The sequence below is a fragment of the Pseudomonas sp. PSB18 genome (assembly GCF_014596565.1).
Taxonomy (GTDB): Bacteria; Pseudomonadota; Gammaproteobacteria; order Pseudomonadales; family Pseudomonadaceae; genus Aquipseudomonas.
In genome coordinates this window covers 137,068-151,394 of record NZ_NOIN01000001.1, presented here as the reverse complement: position 1 = coordinate 151,394, position 14,327 = coordinate 137,068, and the positions used below count along the sequence as shown (strand labels likewise).

Annotated in this window: 15 protein-coding genes; 12 read left to right on the top strand and 3 right to left on the bottom strand. The window is 64.6% G+C overall.

Translation table 11 applies throughout. The annotated features are described in order from the left end of the window. Nucleotides 1–3 precede the first annotated feature (3 nt). Genes CGA22_RS00535 through CGA22_RS00525 form a run of 3 tightly spaced genes read left to right on the top strand, consistent with a single transcriptional unit; the run spans nucleotide 4 to nucleotide 2,157 of the window. Nucleotides 4–636, top strand: a complete 633-nt coding sequence (locus tag CGA22_RS00535; RefSeq protein ID WP_041021025.1) for a secretin and TonB N-terminal domain-containing protein — start codon at nucleotides 4–6, stop codon at nucleotides 634–636. Further along, nucleotides 633–1,178: a sigma-70 family RNA polymerase sigma factor gene (locus tag CGA22_RS00530; RefSeq protein WP_041021026.1), complete on the top strand. Its 546-nt coding sequence runs from the start codon at nucleotides 633–635 to the stop codon at nucleotides 1,176–1,178. The genes CGA22_RS00535 and CGA22_RS00530 overlap by 4 nt, the downstream gene beginning before the upstream one ends. 37 nt (nucleotides 1,179–1,215) lie before the next feature. Further along, nucleotides 1,216–2,157 (top strand): FecR family protein, encoded by a 942-nt coding sequence (locus tag CGA22_RS00525; RefSeq protein WP_041021039.1) that lies wholly within the window; start codon nucleotides 1,216–1,218, stop codon nucleotides 2,155–2,157. Nucleotides 2,158–2,217: 60 nt separating this feature from the next. On the opposite strand, the gene CGA22_RS00520 is transcribed toward CGA22_RS00525, so the two are convergent. Together CGA22_RS00520 and gspH are read right to left on the bottom strand one after the other, a co-directional pair. Continuing rightward, nucleotides 2,218–2,829, bottom strand: coding sequence for a type II secretion system protein GspJ (locus tag CGA22_RS00520; protein WP_041021027.1), 612 nt, complete (start codon nucleotides 2,827–2,829; stop codon nucleotides 2,218–2,220). Then, nucleotides 2,826–3,275, bottom strand: coding sequence for a type II secretion system minor pseudopilin GspH (gspH, locus tag CGA22_RS00515; RefSeq protein WP_041021028.1), 450 nt, complete (start codon nucleotides 3,273–3,275; stop codon nucleotides 2,826–2,828). The genes CGA22_RS00520 and gspH overlap by 4 nt, the downstream gene beginning before the upstream one ends. A 119-nt stretch (nucleotides 3,276–3,394) precedes the next feature. Here gspH and CGA22_RS00510 point away from each other — a divergent pair, with 119 nt between their 5' ends. After that, nucleotides 3,395–3,826 carry a type II secretion system protein N gene (locus tag CGA22_RS00510; RefSeq protein ID WP_041021029.1) on the top strand — a complete coding sequence of 144 codons (432 nt, stop codon included), beginning with the start codon at nucleotides 3,395–3,397 and terminating at the stop codon, nucleotides 3,824–3,826. A 12-nt stretch (nucleotides 3,827–3,838) separates the two neighbouring features. On the opposite strand, the gene gspI is transcribed toward CGA22_RS00510, so the two are convergent. Next, nucleotides 3,839–4,219, bottom strand: a complete 381-nt coding sequence (gene gspI, locus CGA22_RS00505) for a type II secretion system minor pseudopilin GspI (RefSeq protein WP_041021030.1) — start codon at nucleotides 4,217–4,219, stop codon at nucleotides 3,839–3,841. A 149-nt stretch (nucleotides 4,220–4,368) separates the two neighbouring features. On the opposite strand from gspI, the gene gspG reads away from it, so the two are divergent. From gspG to CGA22_RS00465, 8 genes are all read left to right on the top strand, one after another. Continuing rightward, the gene (gene gspG / locus CGA22_RS00500) at nucleotides 4,369–4,812 is read left to right on the top strand and encodes a type II secretion system major pseudopilin GspG (RefSeq protein ID WP_041021031.1); all 444 of its coding nucleotides are present in this window, start codon (nucleotides 4,369–4,371) and stop codon (nucleotides 4,810–4,812) included. Between the two features lie 8 nt (nucleotides 4,813–4,820). After that, nucleotides 4,821–5,804: a type II secretion system minor pseudopilin GspK gene (gene gspK / locus CGA22_RS00495; protein ID WP_041021032.1), complete on the top strand. Its 984-nt coding sequence runs from the start codon at nucleotides 4,821–4,823 to the stop codon at nucleotides 5,802–5,804. Then, nucleotides 5,801–6,973, top strand: coding sequence for a type II secretion system protein GspL (gene gspL, locus CGA22_RS00490; protein WP_041021033.1), 1,173 nt, complete (start codon nucleotides 5,801–5,803; stop codon nucleotides 6,971–6,973). The genes gspK and gspL overlap by 4 nt, the downstream gene beginning before the upstream one ends. Beyond that, complete coding sequence (gene gspM, locus CGA22_RS00485) at nucleotides 6,966–7,523, top strand: type II secretion system protein GspM (protein ID WP_041021034.1); 558 nt, start codon at nucleotides 6,966–6,968, stop codon at nucleotides 7,521–7,523. The genes gspL and gspM overlap by 8 nt, the downstream gene beginning before the upstream one ends. Continuing rightward, entirely contained in the window at nucleotides 7,520–9,874 is a 2,355-nt protein-coding gene (gene gspD / locus CGA22_RS00480; RefSeq protein WP_041021035.1) for a type II secretion system secretin GspD, read from the top strand. Before gspM ends, gspD begins: the two co-directional genes overlap by 4 nt. Before the next feature lie 211 nt (nucleotides 9,875–10,085). Then, nucleotides 10,086–11,504, top strand: coding sequence for a type II secretion system ATPase GspE (gene gspE / locus CGA22_RS00475; protein ID WP_041021036.1), 1,419 nt, complete (start codon nucleotides 10,086–10,088; stop codon nucleotides 11,502–11,504). Next, a complete protein-coding gene (gene gspF / locus CGA22_RS00470) occupies nucleotides 11,504–12,715 on the top strand; it encodes a type II secretion system inner membrane protein GspF (RefSeq protein ID WP_188258455.1) in 1,212 nt (403 codons plus the stop codon). The genes gspE and gspF overlap by 1 nt, the downstream gene beginning before the upstream one ends. 423 nt (nucleotides 12,716–13,138) lie before the next feature. Further along, the gene (locus CGA22_RS00465; protein WP_041020962.1) at nucleotides 13,139–14,311 is read left to right on the top strand and encodes a substrate-binding domain-containing protein; all 1,173 of its coding nucleotides are present in this window, start codon (nucleotides 13,139–13,141) and stop codon (nucleotides 14,309–14,311) included. Nucleotides 14,312–14,327: the final 16 nt, after the last annotated feature.

Here is a 14,327-nt window from a genome sequence, read left to right as displayed (position 1 = left end):
CTGATGGTCGCGTGGTGTCTACTTGCCTGGCCGGTCCAGGCGGCAGGCTGGGTGGACCTGGACATCGCTCCGCAGGAACTGGCTCCGGCACTGGAGCAATTCAGCCGGGCGACGGGCATGGCGGTGCTGGTGGATCACGCATTGTCGAGCAAGCGGCGTACGTTGGGGGTCCAGGGGACGTTCACCCCCGCCCAAGGGTTGAATGTGCTGCTCAGCGGCACCGGGCTGGTGGCACATTACGCCCGTGCCGATGCATTCACCTTGCAACCGGCGCGGGTCCGTGAGGTGCCGCTGCCGCCTGGCACTACCCCTGGCTTGAGCGACAGCAACTATGCAGCGTCGATCCAGGCGGTTATCCAGCGCAACCTGTGTCATTCGCCATTGACCAGGCCGGGCAGTTTTCGCGCGGTGCTGCAAGTGTGGATCGGTCGTGACGGCGTGGTGCAACACAGCCGGTTGGTCAGTTCCACGGGCGATGTATTGCGTGACAAGGCCCTGGTCAACAGTTTGCAAAACCTCAGGATCGACCGCCCGGCGCCCAGTTCGCTGCGCCAGCCGGTGACCCTGCTTTTGTTACCCGACTCATCAGGAAAAAGCATGGAATGCACAGCAGGGGAAGAGGTGTTCGGGCGATGAAAGACGCTGGCCGTAGCCCGATGGTCAAGCTGTTCCTCACCTCCTATGAAGATTTCAAGGTGCGCTTGCGCAGGCGCTTGGGCTCCGAAGAGCTGGCCAACGATGTGTTACATGAAACCTACCTGAGGGTCGATCGAATGGTCGACACGCCGGACATCGCCCAGCCCAACGCCTATCTATACCGCATGGCCCTGAATATCGCTGCCGACCGCCGGCAATCCGATGCTCGCCTGCTCACCGGCAGTGAGATCGAGGAGCTGCTGCAGATCTCGGACGACGCGTTGGACCCCGCCCGGGTGGTGGGTGGGCAGAAAGAGCTGCAGACACTGCTCAAGGCCTTGTATGAGCTGCCGGCGCGGCGCCGGCGGATCTTCATCGCCGCGCGCCTGGAAGAAGCCCCGCACCTGGAAATCTCCCAGCGCTTTGGCATTTCCACGCGCATGGTGGAGAAGGAAATCAAGGCTGCGCTGGGGCATTGCGCCCTGCGGCTGGAAAGAAAAGTCATTCAGCGGTTCGGTCCCGGCGCGGGAAAACCGTCTTGAGAGTAGAGACCCGACCCTTTGGTGAGTGTGTGTGCGCTTGAACATCTTCAGCATCGCTTCCCCTGACGATACGCCAGAGACCCGATTGGCCAGCGAGGCCCGGGATTGGCTGATCCTGCTGACCTCGGGGCGCGCCACCGTCGCCGACGCCCGCGCCTTGCGTCAATGGTGCGGGCAAAGCCCCGAGCATGCGCGGGCATTCGAACAGGCCAAGGCGCTGTGGCACGGCTTGCAACCGGCCGTCGAGGCAGTGCAGGGGCCTCGGCATTTCGGCCGGCGCGCCTTGCTGGGTGGTGCGATCGCCGCGTCGGCGGGGTTCCTGCTGATCCGCGCCACGGTGCCGGGTGGCGTTTCCGGGCTGGGTGCGGATTACGTCACCGAAGTGGGTGAGCAGCGTCGGGTCGAACTGGGAGCCGGCGTGAGCCTTGAGCTCAATACCCAGACTCGTCTCAGTCGCCGTCCGTTGGCTGAGGGCAAGCAAGGGCTGGAATTGCTCGCCGGCGAGGTTGAAGTGTCGGGCGGCGGCACGGCGACGGTCAGTGTCCAGGCCGGCGCCGGTAGGATCAGCGCCGCCGGCGCCCGGTTCAATATTCGCTACGTCGACCAGAGCGTCTGCACGACCTGCCTGGAGGGCGTGGTGCAGATCCAGGTGCAAGGCCAACAGTTTCGCCTCGAGCCAGGCATGCAATTGACTTACGACCCCCGTCATGTCGGCAGCCCACAAACCGCCGATGTGTCGTCTGCCATTGCCTGGCGTGAACAAGTGCTGGTGTTCAACGATGCGACCCTGGCGAGCGTTATCGATGAGATCAACCGCTATCGTCCCGGCATGTTGTTGCTGCTCAATCGCGAATTGGGCCTGCGCAAGGTCCAGGCTCGCTTCCGCCTCGATCAGTTGGCGGGCGTGGCGCTGCTGATTCGTGATGCCTACGGTGCCAAGTGCACCGAGTTACCGGGTGGGGTGGTGGTGCTGAGTTAAGGTCGGCGGGGCCTGGGCTGGTCTCATCGCGAGCGAGGCCGCATTACAAGGGGACGGGATTTACTCCAAAGGCCCCAGCACCTGGCGATAGTGTTCAACTCCCTGAGGCGTCTGCCGGGTCAGGCTGATCTCGATGCCCGCCGGGTTCTCCTGCCGGTTGCCGCTGAGCTTGCGCCAGCCTCTTTCCTTGTCCCAGAACCGCAGCCCCGCATCGCTGACGTCAGTGAGCACTGCAAGCCCTGCGCCCGGTGCCGGCAACGGGTAGCGGCTGCGGGACTGGCCCTGGGCGCGGTAAAGCGTGTCGCCCTTGAGCCACCAGCGCACCCGTTGCAGCCCGCCCTCCAGATCGGCGGCCTCGCGGATCACGTCCAGGCGAAACCCCTGGCCGTCGGTGCTGCGCACAGTGACGGCGGGTGGGGCCGTCGAGGGTTCGTCGTCGGCGCCAGGCTTCCCCGGTTCGCTCAACTCGACGCTGGCGCGCAGGGCGACGTCGCGCTCCAGTTGGTTCAACACCCGCAGCAACGCTTCGGTCTGCTCGGTGCTGGCCTGCAAGTGGCTGTCGGCCCGGGTCACGCTGTCCAGACCGCGCCAGGCGATCAGGCTGACCACCGCCATCAGCAGGATCGCCACCATGACTTCAAGCAAGGTGAAGCCCGTCTCCCGGCCGCTCATTGCACTTGCACCTGGCCGGCAGCGCTGCGTTGCACGCTGAGGCTGTTCTGGCCGTCCGACAGGCGGATCACTACAGGGGCGCCGATCCATTCGGCGTTGAGTACGACACGTTGCCTGGGTTCCACACGAATCTCCATGGACGGGCTCTGCCACCGCTGCGGATGCAACTGCGGGTCTTCCTTGAAGCGGTCCAGCCCCGGTCCTTGGTCCAGACGCCGGCTGAAACCGAACCCCTTGGCGTCCCCGCGCCAGGTGATCGGCCGCCCGTCGCTGCGAGCTTCCGTCTGGGCCAGTTGCAGCAGTTGCGCCAGCCGTTGGGCATCCTGGCGCAGCAGCTTCGTCGGGTCCGGCTTGATGCTCAGGCTCACGGCGGCGCTGGCGATGCCGATGATCACCAGCACCACCATCAATTCGATCAGGGTGAAACCGCGTTGCTTGTCGCACATAGGGGGCGCGCTCCTTGGCATCGGTCCTCATCCTGCCGGGTGAAGATGATAGGGATGTGAAATAAAACGGAGAGAATTGACGTGTACGCTGGGCACTGGATCGAAAAGGAGATCAAGCCATGGTGTTCATCGAGCGGGTGTCCGCGGCGCAAATCGTACAGGCGCTGGGATTGTTGGCGGCGCTGGCCGGGGTCGCGACCTGGTCTTCGCTGCTGCTGACCTCCGCCGAGTCACGCACCCCGGACGTGGCCCCGCAACGCATGGCCGAGCGCTCCGATAGCCCGGCGTTGCAGTGGTTCTCCAGCCAGCCGGCGGCGGTGGAAATCAAGGTCAGTGGGGTGCTGGCCAGTGCTCGCGGCGCTGTGGCGATCATGAGCCTCAACGACGGACCGCCACGCAGCTTCCTGGCCGGCGAACGGGTCGCCCAAGGGGTGAGGCTGGTGTCGATCGAGGCGCAATCCGTGGTGATCGAGCGCGGTGGCGAGCAAACCCGGCTGACGCTTGCGCGGTTGCCGGATTCGGTGGTGTTGCCTTCGCTGACCCGTCCCTGAGATCACCGCGTTTCATTGACTGACCTCCCGACTGAGCAGGGTCTCCAGCCGAGCCAGCGGCGGCGCTTCATGGCTGCGGTCGGATACGCTCAACTCGACCCGCAGCATCCGCCCGTTTTCCGCCGGGCGCAGGTTCTGCTCGCAGCGCAGCAGCAACCGTCCCTGGTCACAATCGAAGACCTTCGTACCCGGCACCGAGCGTCCTTCCAGGCGCAGTTGCGCCAGTTGGCTGCGAGCCGCCAGCAGGGCGATGGATTTGTCCCGCAGCAAGCCGTTGCTCTGGGTCATGACCGCGGCCACACGCACCGCGGCGGACATGGCCACGGCTATGATCGCCAGGGCCACCAGCACTTCGATCAGGGTGAAGCCGGCTTGCGAGGCAGGGCGTGGCATCGGTAGGGCTCGATGGGCGAGGGCAGCCCCCAAGCGTACTCGACGCTTTTGACAAAATGACGACGCAAGCTCCTGAGCAATTTCAATATCACTGACATATTTTCTTGCAACACTGCGCCTCGAATCGAATCCAGCGAAGGACCGTCGAGATGCAGATCGCCTATTACAACACCCCAGGTCCACGCGGGCAGCGGGGGTTCACCCTGATCGAAATCATGGTCGTGGTGGTCATCCTTGGCATCCTCGCGGCGATGGTGGTGCCCAAGGTCCTCGACCGGCCCGACCAGGCCCGCGCCACGGCGGCGAAACAGGACATTGGCGGACTGATGCAGGCCTTGAAGCTGTATCGCCTGGACCACGGCAGCTACCCCAGCATGAACCAGGGGCTCAAGGTGTTGGTGGAGCGGCCGGCCGATGCCAAGAACAGCACCTGGCGTTCCTACCTGGAACGCTTGCCCAACGACCCATGGGGCCGCCCCTACAACTACCTCAACCCTGGCGCGAACGGCGAAGTCGACGTCTTTTCCCTGGGGGCCGACGGTCAACCCGATGGCGACGGCGTGAATGCCGATATCGGCTCCTGGCAGCTATAAGGGTCGTGATGCGAACGGATTCGCCCACAGCGGCGAAGCAGCGCGGCATGGCGGTCATCAGTGCCTTGCTGATCGCCGCCGTGGTGGCGGTGATCGCCGGTGGCATGCTCAGTCGCCAGACCCTGTTCACCCGCAGCCTGGAAGCCGAGCAACTGCGCATCCAGGGCACGGCGCGGTTGCAGGGTGGTCTGCAAGTGAGCCGCCAGTTGCTTTGGGATGCCCGCCAGCGAGACCCCTTGACGCGCTTCGGCCAGGCCTGGGCGAAGCCTATCGTGATGCCGGGCTCCGGCCTGGTCGACACGCCGTTCGAAGGGCAACTGGAGGATGAACAGGGCAAGTTCAACCTGCGTAATCTCGTGGCCAATGAGCAGGTGGATCAGGAACAACTGCGGGCCTTCGAGCGGCTGTGCGAGCAGCTTGGCGTCGCCGTTACGGTGCGGACGCGGATCGTCGAGCGGGTGATTGCCGGTTATCCGCGCCTGTTGAATCCGGAGCACGCCGACAAGACGCCCGCGAACAATACGTTCGACAGTGGTCGCAGCACCGCCCCGGACGCGCCCGGCGTCCTGGCGCCGACCCGGCCAATGCTCCGCACGCTGCAAGACCTGAGCGACATCGAGGGCGTTACCCCGGCATTGCTGGAGACGCTGGCCCCTTTTGTCACGATCCTGCCGGCCAATACCTGGCTCAACGGCAACACCGCCAGCGCTCCAGTGCTGGCCGCCTATGTGCCGGGATTGTCGCTGCAACGGGCCCAGGCGCTGGTCAATGAACGCGACGGCGGCCACTGGTTCATCAATCGTGGGGATTTCGTCAATCGCCTGCGCATGCCGGAATTGGAAACGAGTGCCGTCAAAGTCGGCATCACCAGCGACTGGTTCCGCCTGCGGGGCCAGGCACGCAGCGGTCAACGGAGGGTCGAGCTGGATGCCTTGCTGCAACGCAGTCAGGACCAATTGCCACAGGTGATCTGGTCGCGGGTGGGGGTATGAGTCGTTTGCGCATCGCCCTGGCGCCGCTGGATGGCCTGGGCCTCGACAGCCCGGTGCCGTTTGCCAGGCTGGATCGCCAGGGTCAGGTTCGCGACGCCGGACGCAGCACTCTCAGGGCCCTTGGCCAGGGCACGAAGCACCTGGCGGTCGAGTGTTTCCTGCATCCGCGTGACAGCTTGCTGACGAGCCTGGAATTACCCCCGTTGTCCGCGGCGAAGATTACTGCCGCCGTGACCTGCGCGGCCCAGGCGTTGATGCTGGGTGCCGATGACCAGATGCAGGTGGCCCACGGCCCACGAGGTGCCGACGGGCAGGTGCAGGTCGCCTGGCTCGACCGTGAGTCGCTGGGCGCGCTGGGCCGGATCTTGCTCCAGGCGGGCCTGAAACTGCGCGGCCTTTATCCGGCCGCCTACGCTTTGCCGGTGCTGTCCGGGCCAGTGGCTTGCATTGAGGACGGGCACCTGTTGGTGCGCCACGGATTGCAGCACGCCGTGGTCCAGCCGTTGATGGAGGAAGCGCTGGATGAGTGGTTGCTGGAAGTAGGCCCCGGCCTGCATTGGGTGGGCGAGTCGCCGCCGCAAGGGTCGATCGACACCTTGCCCGCTACCCAACGGTGGACCGGTACTGCACCGGGCTGGGGACTGCATGCCGGGCTGACGCAGGGTCGGGGCGAACGTGGCGGGTGGGGACGGGCCGCGGGAATCTGCGCACTGGCGTTGGCGGTGTGGGTGATCGGTCTGAATCTCTATGCCAGCCGTGAAACCGCTCAGGGCCAACGACTCAAGGCGCAGATGAGCCAGCGGGTCAAGCAAGCGTTTCCTCAATTGCCACTGATTCTCAACCCTCTGCAGCAGGCGCGCCAGCAAGTCGCCGCTCGGCAAAACGGTTCGGTGTCGGACCCGGCGCAACGCTTTGCCAGCCTGGTCCAACAGGCCGGCAGCGCCATGCCGTTCATCAGCGGCAACGTGCAGGAACTGGTGTTCGAGGACGGTGAGTTGCGCTTGAAGGTCGTGGCCGAGGCGCAGAAAACCGCCGCGGGAGAGGATTGGAAAATGCCCCTGACCCAGGCCGGCATCGAGGTCGCAACCATTGACCAGGGCTGGATCCTGCGGGTGGCTCCCGTGGGGCAGGGCAGCTCCGGCGAAACCCCGGAATCGGACGATGAATAAGTCATCCGCAGGCCTGCTGTGGGCGCGTTGGCAGCACCTTCGCGCGGGTTGGCGCATGCGCTGGCAGGGCCTGGCTACGCGGGAGCGACGTGCCGTGACCCTGGCGGCGCTGGTGCTGGGCAGCGGGCTGGCCTGGCTGACGCTGATCGAGCCGCCGCTGAAAACCATCGCCTACTGGCAGGCCGAAACCCCGAAGCTGCGTTCACAGACCGAGGCCCTCGAAGTGCTGCTGCGCGACATCGGCGGGCCTGCCCGAGGCGAGCCCCTTGACGTCGCCCTGCGCCACAGCCTGGAGGCCAGTGGCCTGGGCGAGCACTACCAGTTACAACCGCCGGGGGTCGAGGCCACTGAAACCTGGCAGCTCACGTTCACTGACGCGCCGGCCGATGGTGTGATCGACTGGTTGCTGGGCAATCCACGGCAGTTTTCCCTGGAAGTGACCGAGGCCCGCTTGCACCGTACGGCCCCGGCAAATTCCGCCCAAACCCCCGGCACTCTGTCCGGAACCGTTCGCATGAATCAGGCGTCAAGCGCTAAGGAAGCTTCATGAAGGGGTCCGTATACCCGCATCATTGGCGCAAGGTCGCGCCGCTGCTATTGCTTGCATTGGGCGCGTGCACCAGTACGCCGCCGGCATCGCAGCGACCCTTGCTGGTGGACAGCGAACTGGGCATGCCGCTGGGCAGCACTCAGCGCAGCGGCGATGTACTGCTGGACCGCCAGCGGGCCCAGGCTTCGCGTGAGCAGAAGCCGCCGGTGCGGCACCAGGTCGATCTCACGGCCCGCGCCCGCGAGCCACGCAGCAGCGCTCCGGCGGCCAACCCCTTGGGCGATCAACCGGTGACCCTGAATTTCGTCGAGGCCGATATCCAGGCGGTCGTTCGGGCCTTGTCCCGTTCCACCGGGCAACAGTTTCTGGTGGATCCGCGGGTCAAAGGCAATCTGACCCTGGTCTCCGAAGGCCAGGTGCCGGCCCGCCAGGCCTACCAGATGCTGCTCGCCGCCTTGCGCATGCAGGGGTTCAGCGTGGTGGACGTCGGCGGGGTGGCCCAGGTGGTGCCTGAGGCCGATGCCAAGCTGCTGGGCGGGCCGATCTACAGCGCCGACAAACCGGGCGGCAACGGCATGCTGACCCGCACCTTCCGCCTGCAATACGAAAACGCGGTGAACCTGATTCCGGTGCTGCGCCCGATCGTTTCGCCGAACAATCCGATCAATGCGTACCCCGGTAACAACACCATTGTCGTCACCGACTACGCCGAGAATCTGGCCCGTGTCGCGCAGCTCATCGAGGGCATCGACACGCCGAGCGCCATCGACACCGACGTGGTGCCGGTCCAGAACGGCATCGCCGTGGACATCGCGCAGATGGTCTCCGACCTGTTGGAGACCCAGGGTGGCGACCAGACCCAGAAAATCAACGTGATCGGCGACCCGCGCTCCAACGCCATCATCATTCGCGCCGGCAGCCCCGAGCGGACCGAGCTGGCGCGAAACCTGATCTACAAGCTCGACAATGCCCAGAACAATCCGAGCAACCTGCATGTGGTGTACCTGCGCAACGCCCAGGCCGCCAAACTGGCCCAGGCCTTGCGCGGCTTGCTCACCGGGGAAAGCGAAGGCGAGGGCAACGACAACTCGCGTTCAGTGCTCAGTGGCATGGGCGCCAGCACCAATGGCCAGAGCGGACAGAGCAACGAAAGCAGCACCGGCACGGCGAACGGCGCAACCTCGACCAGCAGCAGCGGCTACGCCAAGGGCAGCAGCGGGCAAACCTCCACCGCCAGCCAGAGCGAGCAGAACACGGCCTTCAGCGCCGGTGGCGTGACCATCCAGGCCGACGCCACCACCAACACCTTGCTGATTTCCGCGCCAGACCCCTTGTACCGCAACCTGCGCGAGGTCATCGATCTGCTGGACCAGCGCCGGGCCCAAGTGGTGATCGAGAGCCTGATCGTCGAAGTCGGCGAAGACGATGCCAGTGAGTTCGGCGTGCAATGGCAGACGGGCAATCTGGGGGGCAGCGGCGTGATTGGCGGGGTCAACCTCGGTGGCAGCGGGCTCAACCTCAACGGCAAGACCAGCATCGATGTGTTGCCCCAGGGCTTGAACCTGGGCCTGGTCAACGGCACGGTGGACGTCCCCGGCATTGGCAAGATCCTCGACCTCAAGGTGCTGGCCCGGGCCTTGAAGAGCAAGGGTGGCACCAACGTCTTATCGACGCCGAACCTGCTCACCCTGGACAACGAGGCGGCGAGCATCTTTGTCGGCCAGACCATCCCCTTTGTCAGTGGCAGTTACGTCACCGGTGGGGGTGGCACCAGCAACAACCCGTTCCAGACCGTGACCCGTGAGGAGGTGGGGCTGAAGCTCAACGTCCGCCCGCAGATTTCCGAGGGTGGTACGGTCAAGCTCGACATCTACCAGGAGGTCAGCAGTGTCGACAACCGCGCCTCCAGCACCACGGGGATCGTCACCAACAAACGGGCCATCGATACCAGCATCCTGCTGGACGATGGACAGATCATGGTCCTCGGCGGCTTGCTGCAGGACGGCTACAGCCAGAGCAACGACGCGGTGCCTTGGTTGTCGACCATCCCCGGCATCGGCGCGTTGTTTCGCAACGAGCGGCGTCAGGTCACCAAGACCAACCTGATGGTGTTCCTGCGGCCCTACATCATCCGCGACACGGCGGCAGGACGCGGGATTACCCTTAATCGCTATGACTTTATGCGCCGCGCCCAAGGCCTGCTGCAACCGGAGCGCAGTTGGGCGCTGCCGGACGTGCAGGCTCCGCAATTGCCGGCCTCGGCCCGGGCGATTCCCGCTATCGCGCCCGCCGGGCTGCAAACCCCGAGGGCGGCGATCAAGGCGGTGCCTGTCGAAGGAGGCACTCGCTGATGAACAACAACCCTGGAAACACTGCATTTGTGGCGAGGGGATTTAGCGAAACGTCGCACCGCCCCGTTGGGCTGTGCAGCGGCCCCAAAAAATCTTACAACATCCACCTGGCATACCGTGGTGTCAGGCTGGGGGCTGCTGCGCAGCCCAGCGGGGATAAATCCCCTCGCCACAGGTTTTGTGCATGGCTAAGTGGTCGGGGGTTGTTTTCATGAGCACGCTTCCATACGCCTGGGCCAAGGCCCAGCGCCTGGTGTTGCGCCAGGCCGGGGAAGAGGCGGTGTTGATGGTGTGCCCATCCACGCCGGGCTGGTCCATCAGCGAAGTGCGTCGCCAGTTCGGCGAGGTGCGGCTGGAGCGGGTGCGTGACGAGGAGCTCGACGGCCTGCTCAACATGGCCTATGCCGACACCGGCAGCGCCGCCGCGGTGGTGGGCGCGGCAGAGAACGAGGTGGATCTCGACCGCCTGATGCAAGACATGCCCGAGATCACCGACCTGCTGGACACCCAGGATGGCGCGCCGGTGATCCGCATGATCAACGCCTTGCTGACCCAAGCGGCGCGGGACGAGGCCAGCGACATTCACATCGAGCCCTATGAGAGCCATTCGGTGGTGCGCTACCGGGTCGACGGCACCCTGCGCGACGTGGTCTCGCCACGCAAGGCCCTGCACGGCGCGCTGGTGTCACGGATAAAGATCATGGCCCAGCTCGACATCGCCGAAAAACGCCTGCCCCAGGATGGTCGCATTGCCTTGCGGGTGGCTGGGCGGCCCATCGACATCCGGGTCTCCACGGTGCCCACCGGCCACGGTGAACGGGTGGTGATGCGGCTGCTGGACAAACAGGCCGGACGCCTGCAACTGGAAACCCTGGGCATGGACCCGGACGTCCTGGGCAAACTCGATCACCTGATCCGCCAGCCCCACGGTATTGTGCTGGTCACCGGCCCCACCGGCAGCGGCAAGACCACCAGCCTCTATGCCGCCCTGGCCCGACTCGACGCCAGTGTGCATAACATCCTCACCGTGGAAGACCCGGTGGAATACGACCTGCCGGGCATCAGCCAGATTCAGGTCAATGCCAAGATCGACATGACCTTCGCCCTGGCCCTGCGGGCGATCCTGCGCCAAGACCCGGACATCATCATGATCGGCGAAATCCGTGACCTGGAGACGGCTCAAATCGCCGTGCAGGCTTCCCTCACCGGTCACCTGGTGTTGGCGACGTTACACACCAACGACGCGGTGTCGGCCATCAACCGCCTGATCGACATGGGCGTCGAGCCGTTCCTGCTGGCCTCGTCGATGCTCGGTGTGCTGGCCCAGCGCTTGGTGCGCAGGCTCTGCCCGCAGTGCAAACAGCCTGATCCGGCCACGCCCGGCACCTGGCGCCCGGTGGGTTGCCCGGGCTGTAACCAGACCGGCTACAGCGGGCGCACCGGCATCCATGAATTGTTCTGTATCGACGACGACATTCGCACACTGATCCACCAAGGGGCGGGGGAGCAGGCGTTGCGCGCCGCCGCCCGCCAGGCCGGTATGTTCAGCATGCGCGAGGATGGCGAACGCTGGGTACGCAGTGGCACCACGGCGCCTGAGGAAATCCTGCGCGTGACACGGGACGCCTGATGAATCGTTACCGTTTTGAAGCCGCCGACGCCACTGGCAAGATCGAGATCGGCCACCTGGAAGCCGACAGTCAGGGCGCCGCTTTCAACCTGCTGCGCAGTCGCGGGCTGACGGCGCTGCAGGTGCAGTTGGAACGCAACAGCGCCCAAGCCAATGGCGGCGGCTTGTTCAGCGCCAAACTGTCGGATAACGACCTGGCCTGGGCCACCCGGCAACTGGCGAGTCTGCTAGGTGCCAGTCTGCCGCTGGAAGCCGCGTTGAGCGCCACAGTGGAACAGGCGGAAAAAAAACACATTGCCCAGACCCTCAGCGCGGTGCGCGCCGATGTGCGCAGCGGCATGCGCCTGGCCGAAGCCTTGGCGGCACGACCCCGGGATTTTCCGGAAATCTACCGGGCGCTGATTGCCGCCGGTGAAGAGTCCGGCGACCTGGCCCAGGTGATGGAGCGGCTGGCGGACTACATCGAAGAGCGCAACAACCTGCGGGGCAAGATTCTCACGGCGTTCATCTACCCCGGCGTGGTGGGGCTGGTGTCGGTCGCCATTGTGATTTTCCTGCTCAGTTACGTGGTGCCGCAGGTGGTCAGTGCGTTCTCCCAGGCGCGCCAGGATTTGCCTGGATTGACCTTGGCGATGCTCACCGCCAGTGACTTCATCCGTGCCTGGGGCTGGCTATGCTTTTGTATCTTGGCCGGTGGCTTCTGGAGTTGGCGGATGTACCTGCGCAACCCCCAGGCGCGGTTGAGCTGGCACGCACGGGTGCTGCGCCTGCCGCTGCTCGGACGTTTCGTGCTGGGCCTCAACACCGCGCGTTTCGCCTCGACCCTGGCGATTCTCGGCGGCGCCGGGGTGCCCTTGCTACGGGCGCTTGAGGCTGCACGCCAGACTTTGTCCAACGACCGCCTGAGCCTGAGCGTCAGCGAGGCCACCGCCAAGGTCCGCGAAGGCGTCAACCTGGCGGCAGCGCTGCGGGTGGAAAAAGTCTTTCCGCCGGTGCTGATCCACCTGATCGCCAGCGGTGAGAAAACCGGCTGCCTGCCACCGATGCTCGAACGTGCCGCGCAGACCCTGTCCCGCGACATCGAACGCCGGGCCATGGGCATGACCGCGCTGCTGGAGCCGCTGATGATCGTGGTCATGGGCGGTGTGGTGCTGGTGATCGTCATGGCGGTGCTGCTGCCGATCATCGAGATCAATCAGTTGGTTCAATAACCCGACCGCCTTCTGGTTGACCCATTATTTGTGGCAGGCACAGTTCTCTCGCCACAAAAGCACACCGAGCAAAATAAATTTTGACACCGCCAACACCTCCCGAGCCTCGCTATCGCCAAACTCGGGTTCCTCGTTCTGTCATGTTTCGCCGTCGCACCACCGCCCGCCGCCGACTTCGCTGACAACCCTTGCCGCATCCCCGCAAAACCAGCCTGAAGTCTTAGTCCAGAGCCCTCGAACACCCGAGGAAAAAACTCGGAAAACGGCCCTCAGCTCCCGAGGTTTTTTCCTTTATCTGTCACCGGAAGCTGCGAATTTCTAACCCATGGCCTCACCCCATCGCCGACGGCACAGGACCGAGCGCCATGACGGCAAGCACGCGTCATCCAACCTACGTACGAACACGATGAAAGGAGATTCTTCATGTTTAAGCGCAACGTTCTCGCGGTATCCCTGACCCTCGCCGGCCTCTGCGCCGCTCAGGCCGCCATGGCTGATGTCAACGGCGGTGGTGCTACCTTGCCTCAGCCGCTGTACCAGACTTCCGGCGTACTGACTGCCGGTTTTGCCCCCTACATCGGCGTGGGCAGCGGTAACGGCAAACTGGCATTCCTGAACAACGACTACACCAAGTTCGTGGCCGGCAACACCAGCAAGAACGTGCATTGGGCTGGCAGCGACTCGAAGCTCAGCACCACTGAACTGAACAACTACGTCACCGCTCACGGTGCTGCCTGGGGTCCTTTGATTCAAGTGCCTTCGGTTGCCACTTCGGTTGCGATTCCGTTCAACAAGACTGGCACTGCCAACGTTGACCTGAGCGTCAATCAACTGTGCGGTGTGTTCTCCGGCCGTTTGACCGACTGGAGCCAGATCACCGGTTCGGGCCGTACCGGTACGATCACCGTGGTTTACCGTGCAGAAAGCAGCGGCACCAGTGAGTTGTTCACCCGCTTCCTGAACGCAAAATGCGCTGAAACCGGCACGTTCGCGATCACTACCAACTTTGCCTCCAGCTACAGCGGTGGCCTGCCGGCCGGCGCCGTGTCTGCCACTGGCAGCCAGGCTGTGATGACTGCGTTGAACGCTGCCCAAGGCCGTATCACCTACATGAGCCCGGATTACGCCGCTACCACCCTGGCCGGCCTGGATGACGCCACCAAGGTTGCCCGCGTTGCCGGTATTTCCCCAGCCCCTGCCAACGTGTCGGCCGCCATCGCAGCCGTCGCCGTACCGGCCGCCGCCAACCGCGCCAACCCGAACGCCTGGGTACCTGTGTTCGCTGCGACCACCAACCCCAACGATCCAAGTGTTGTGCCTTACCCTTCGACCGGCTACCCGATCCTGGGCTTCACCAACCTGATCTTCAGCCAGTGCTATGCCGACGCTGCACAAACCACGCAAGTGCGTGACTTCTTCACCCGTCACTACAACGGCACGGCAGCCAGCAGCAACGATGCCGCCATCACTGCAAACCGCTTCGTACCGCTGCCAGCCGCCTGGAAGTCCGCCATTCGTGGCAGCTTCCTGACCACCACCAGCGCTCAAAGCATCGGCAACACCAACGTCTGCAACGGCATTGGTCGTCCGCTGTAACACCACGCCTGAGCGG

Bases quoted from the DNA above. Each gene is read 5' to 3' on its own strand.
- CGA22_RS00535 (WP_041021025.1), top strand. From the start codon at position 4: ATGGTCGCGTGGTGTCTACTTGCCTGGCCGGTCCAGGCGGCAGGCTGG.
- CGA22_RS00530 (WP_041021026.1), top strand. From the start codon at position 633: ATGAAAGACGCTGGCCGTAGCCCGATGGTCAAGCTGTTCCTCACCTCC.
- CGA22_RS00520 (WP_041021027.1), bottom strand. From the start codon at position 2,829: ATGAGCGGCCGGGAGACGGGCTTCACCTTGCTTGAAGTCATGGTGGCG.
- gspH (WP_041021028.1), bottom strand. From the start codon at position 3,275: ATGTGCGACAAGCAACGCGGTTTCACCCTGATCGAATTGATGGTGGTG.
- CGA22_RS00510 (WP_041021029.1), top strand. From the start codon at position 3,395: ATGGTGTTCATCGAGCGGGTGTCCGCGGCGCAAATCGTACAGGCGCTG.
- gspI (WP_041021030.1), bottom strand. From the start codon at position 4,219: ATGCCACGCCCTGCCTCGCAAGCCGGCTTCACCCTGATCGAAGTGCTG.
- gspG (WP_041021031.1), top strand. From the start codon at position 4,369: ATGCAGATCGCCTATTACAACACCCCAGGTCCACGCGGGCAGCGGGGG.
- gspK (WP_041021032.1), top strand. From the start codon at position 4,821: ATGCGAACGGATTCGCCCACAGCGGCGAAGCAGCGCGGCATGGCGGTC.
- gspL (WP_041021033.1), top strand. From the start codon at position 5,801: ATGAGTCGTTTGCGCATCGCCCTGGCGCCGCTGGATGGCCTGGGCCTC.
- gspM (WP_041021034.1), top strand. From the start codon at position 6,966: ATGAATAAGTCATCCGCAGGCCTGCTGTGGGCGCGTTGGCAGCACCTT.
- gspD (WP_041021035.1), top strand. From the start codon at position 7,520: ATGAAGGGGTCCGTATACCCGCATCATTGGCGCAAGGTCGCGCCGCTG.
- gspE (WP_041021036.1), top strand. From the start codon at position 10,086: ATGAGCACGCTTCCATACGCCTGGGCCAAGGCCCAGCGCCTGGTGTTG.
- gspF (WP_188258455.1), top strand. From the start codon at position 11,504: ATGAATCGTTACCGTTTTGAAGCCGCCGACGCCACTGGCAAGATCGAG.
- CGA22_RS00465 (WP_041020962.1), top strand. From the start codon at position 13,139: ATGTTTAAGCGCAACGTTCTCGCGGTATCCCTGACCCTCGCCGGCCTC.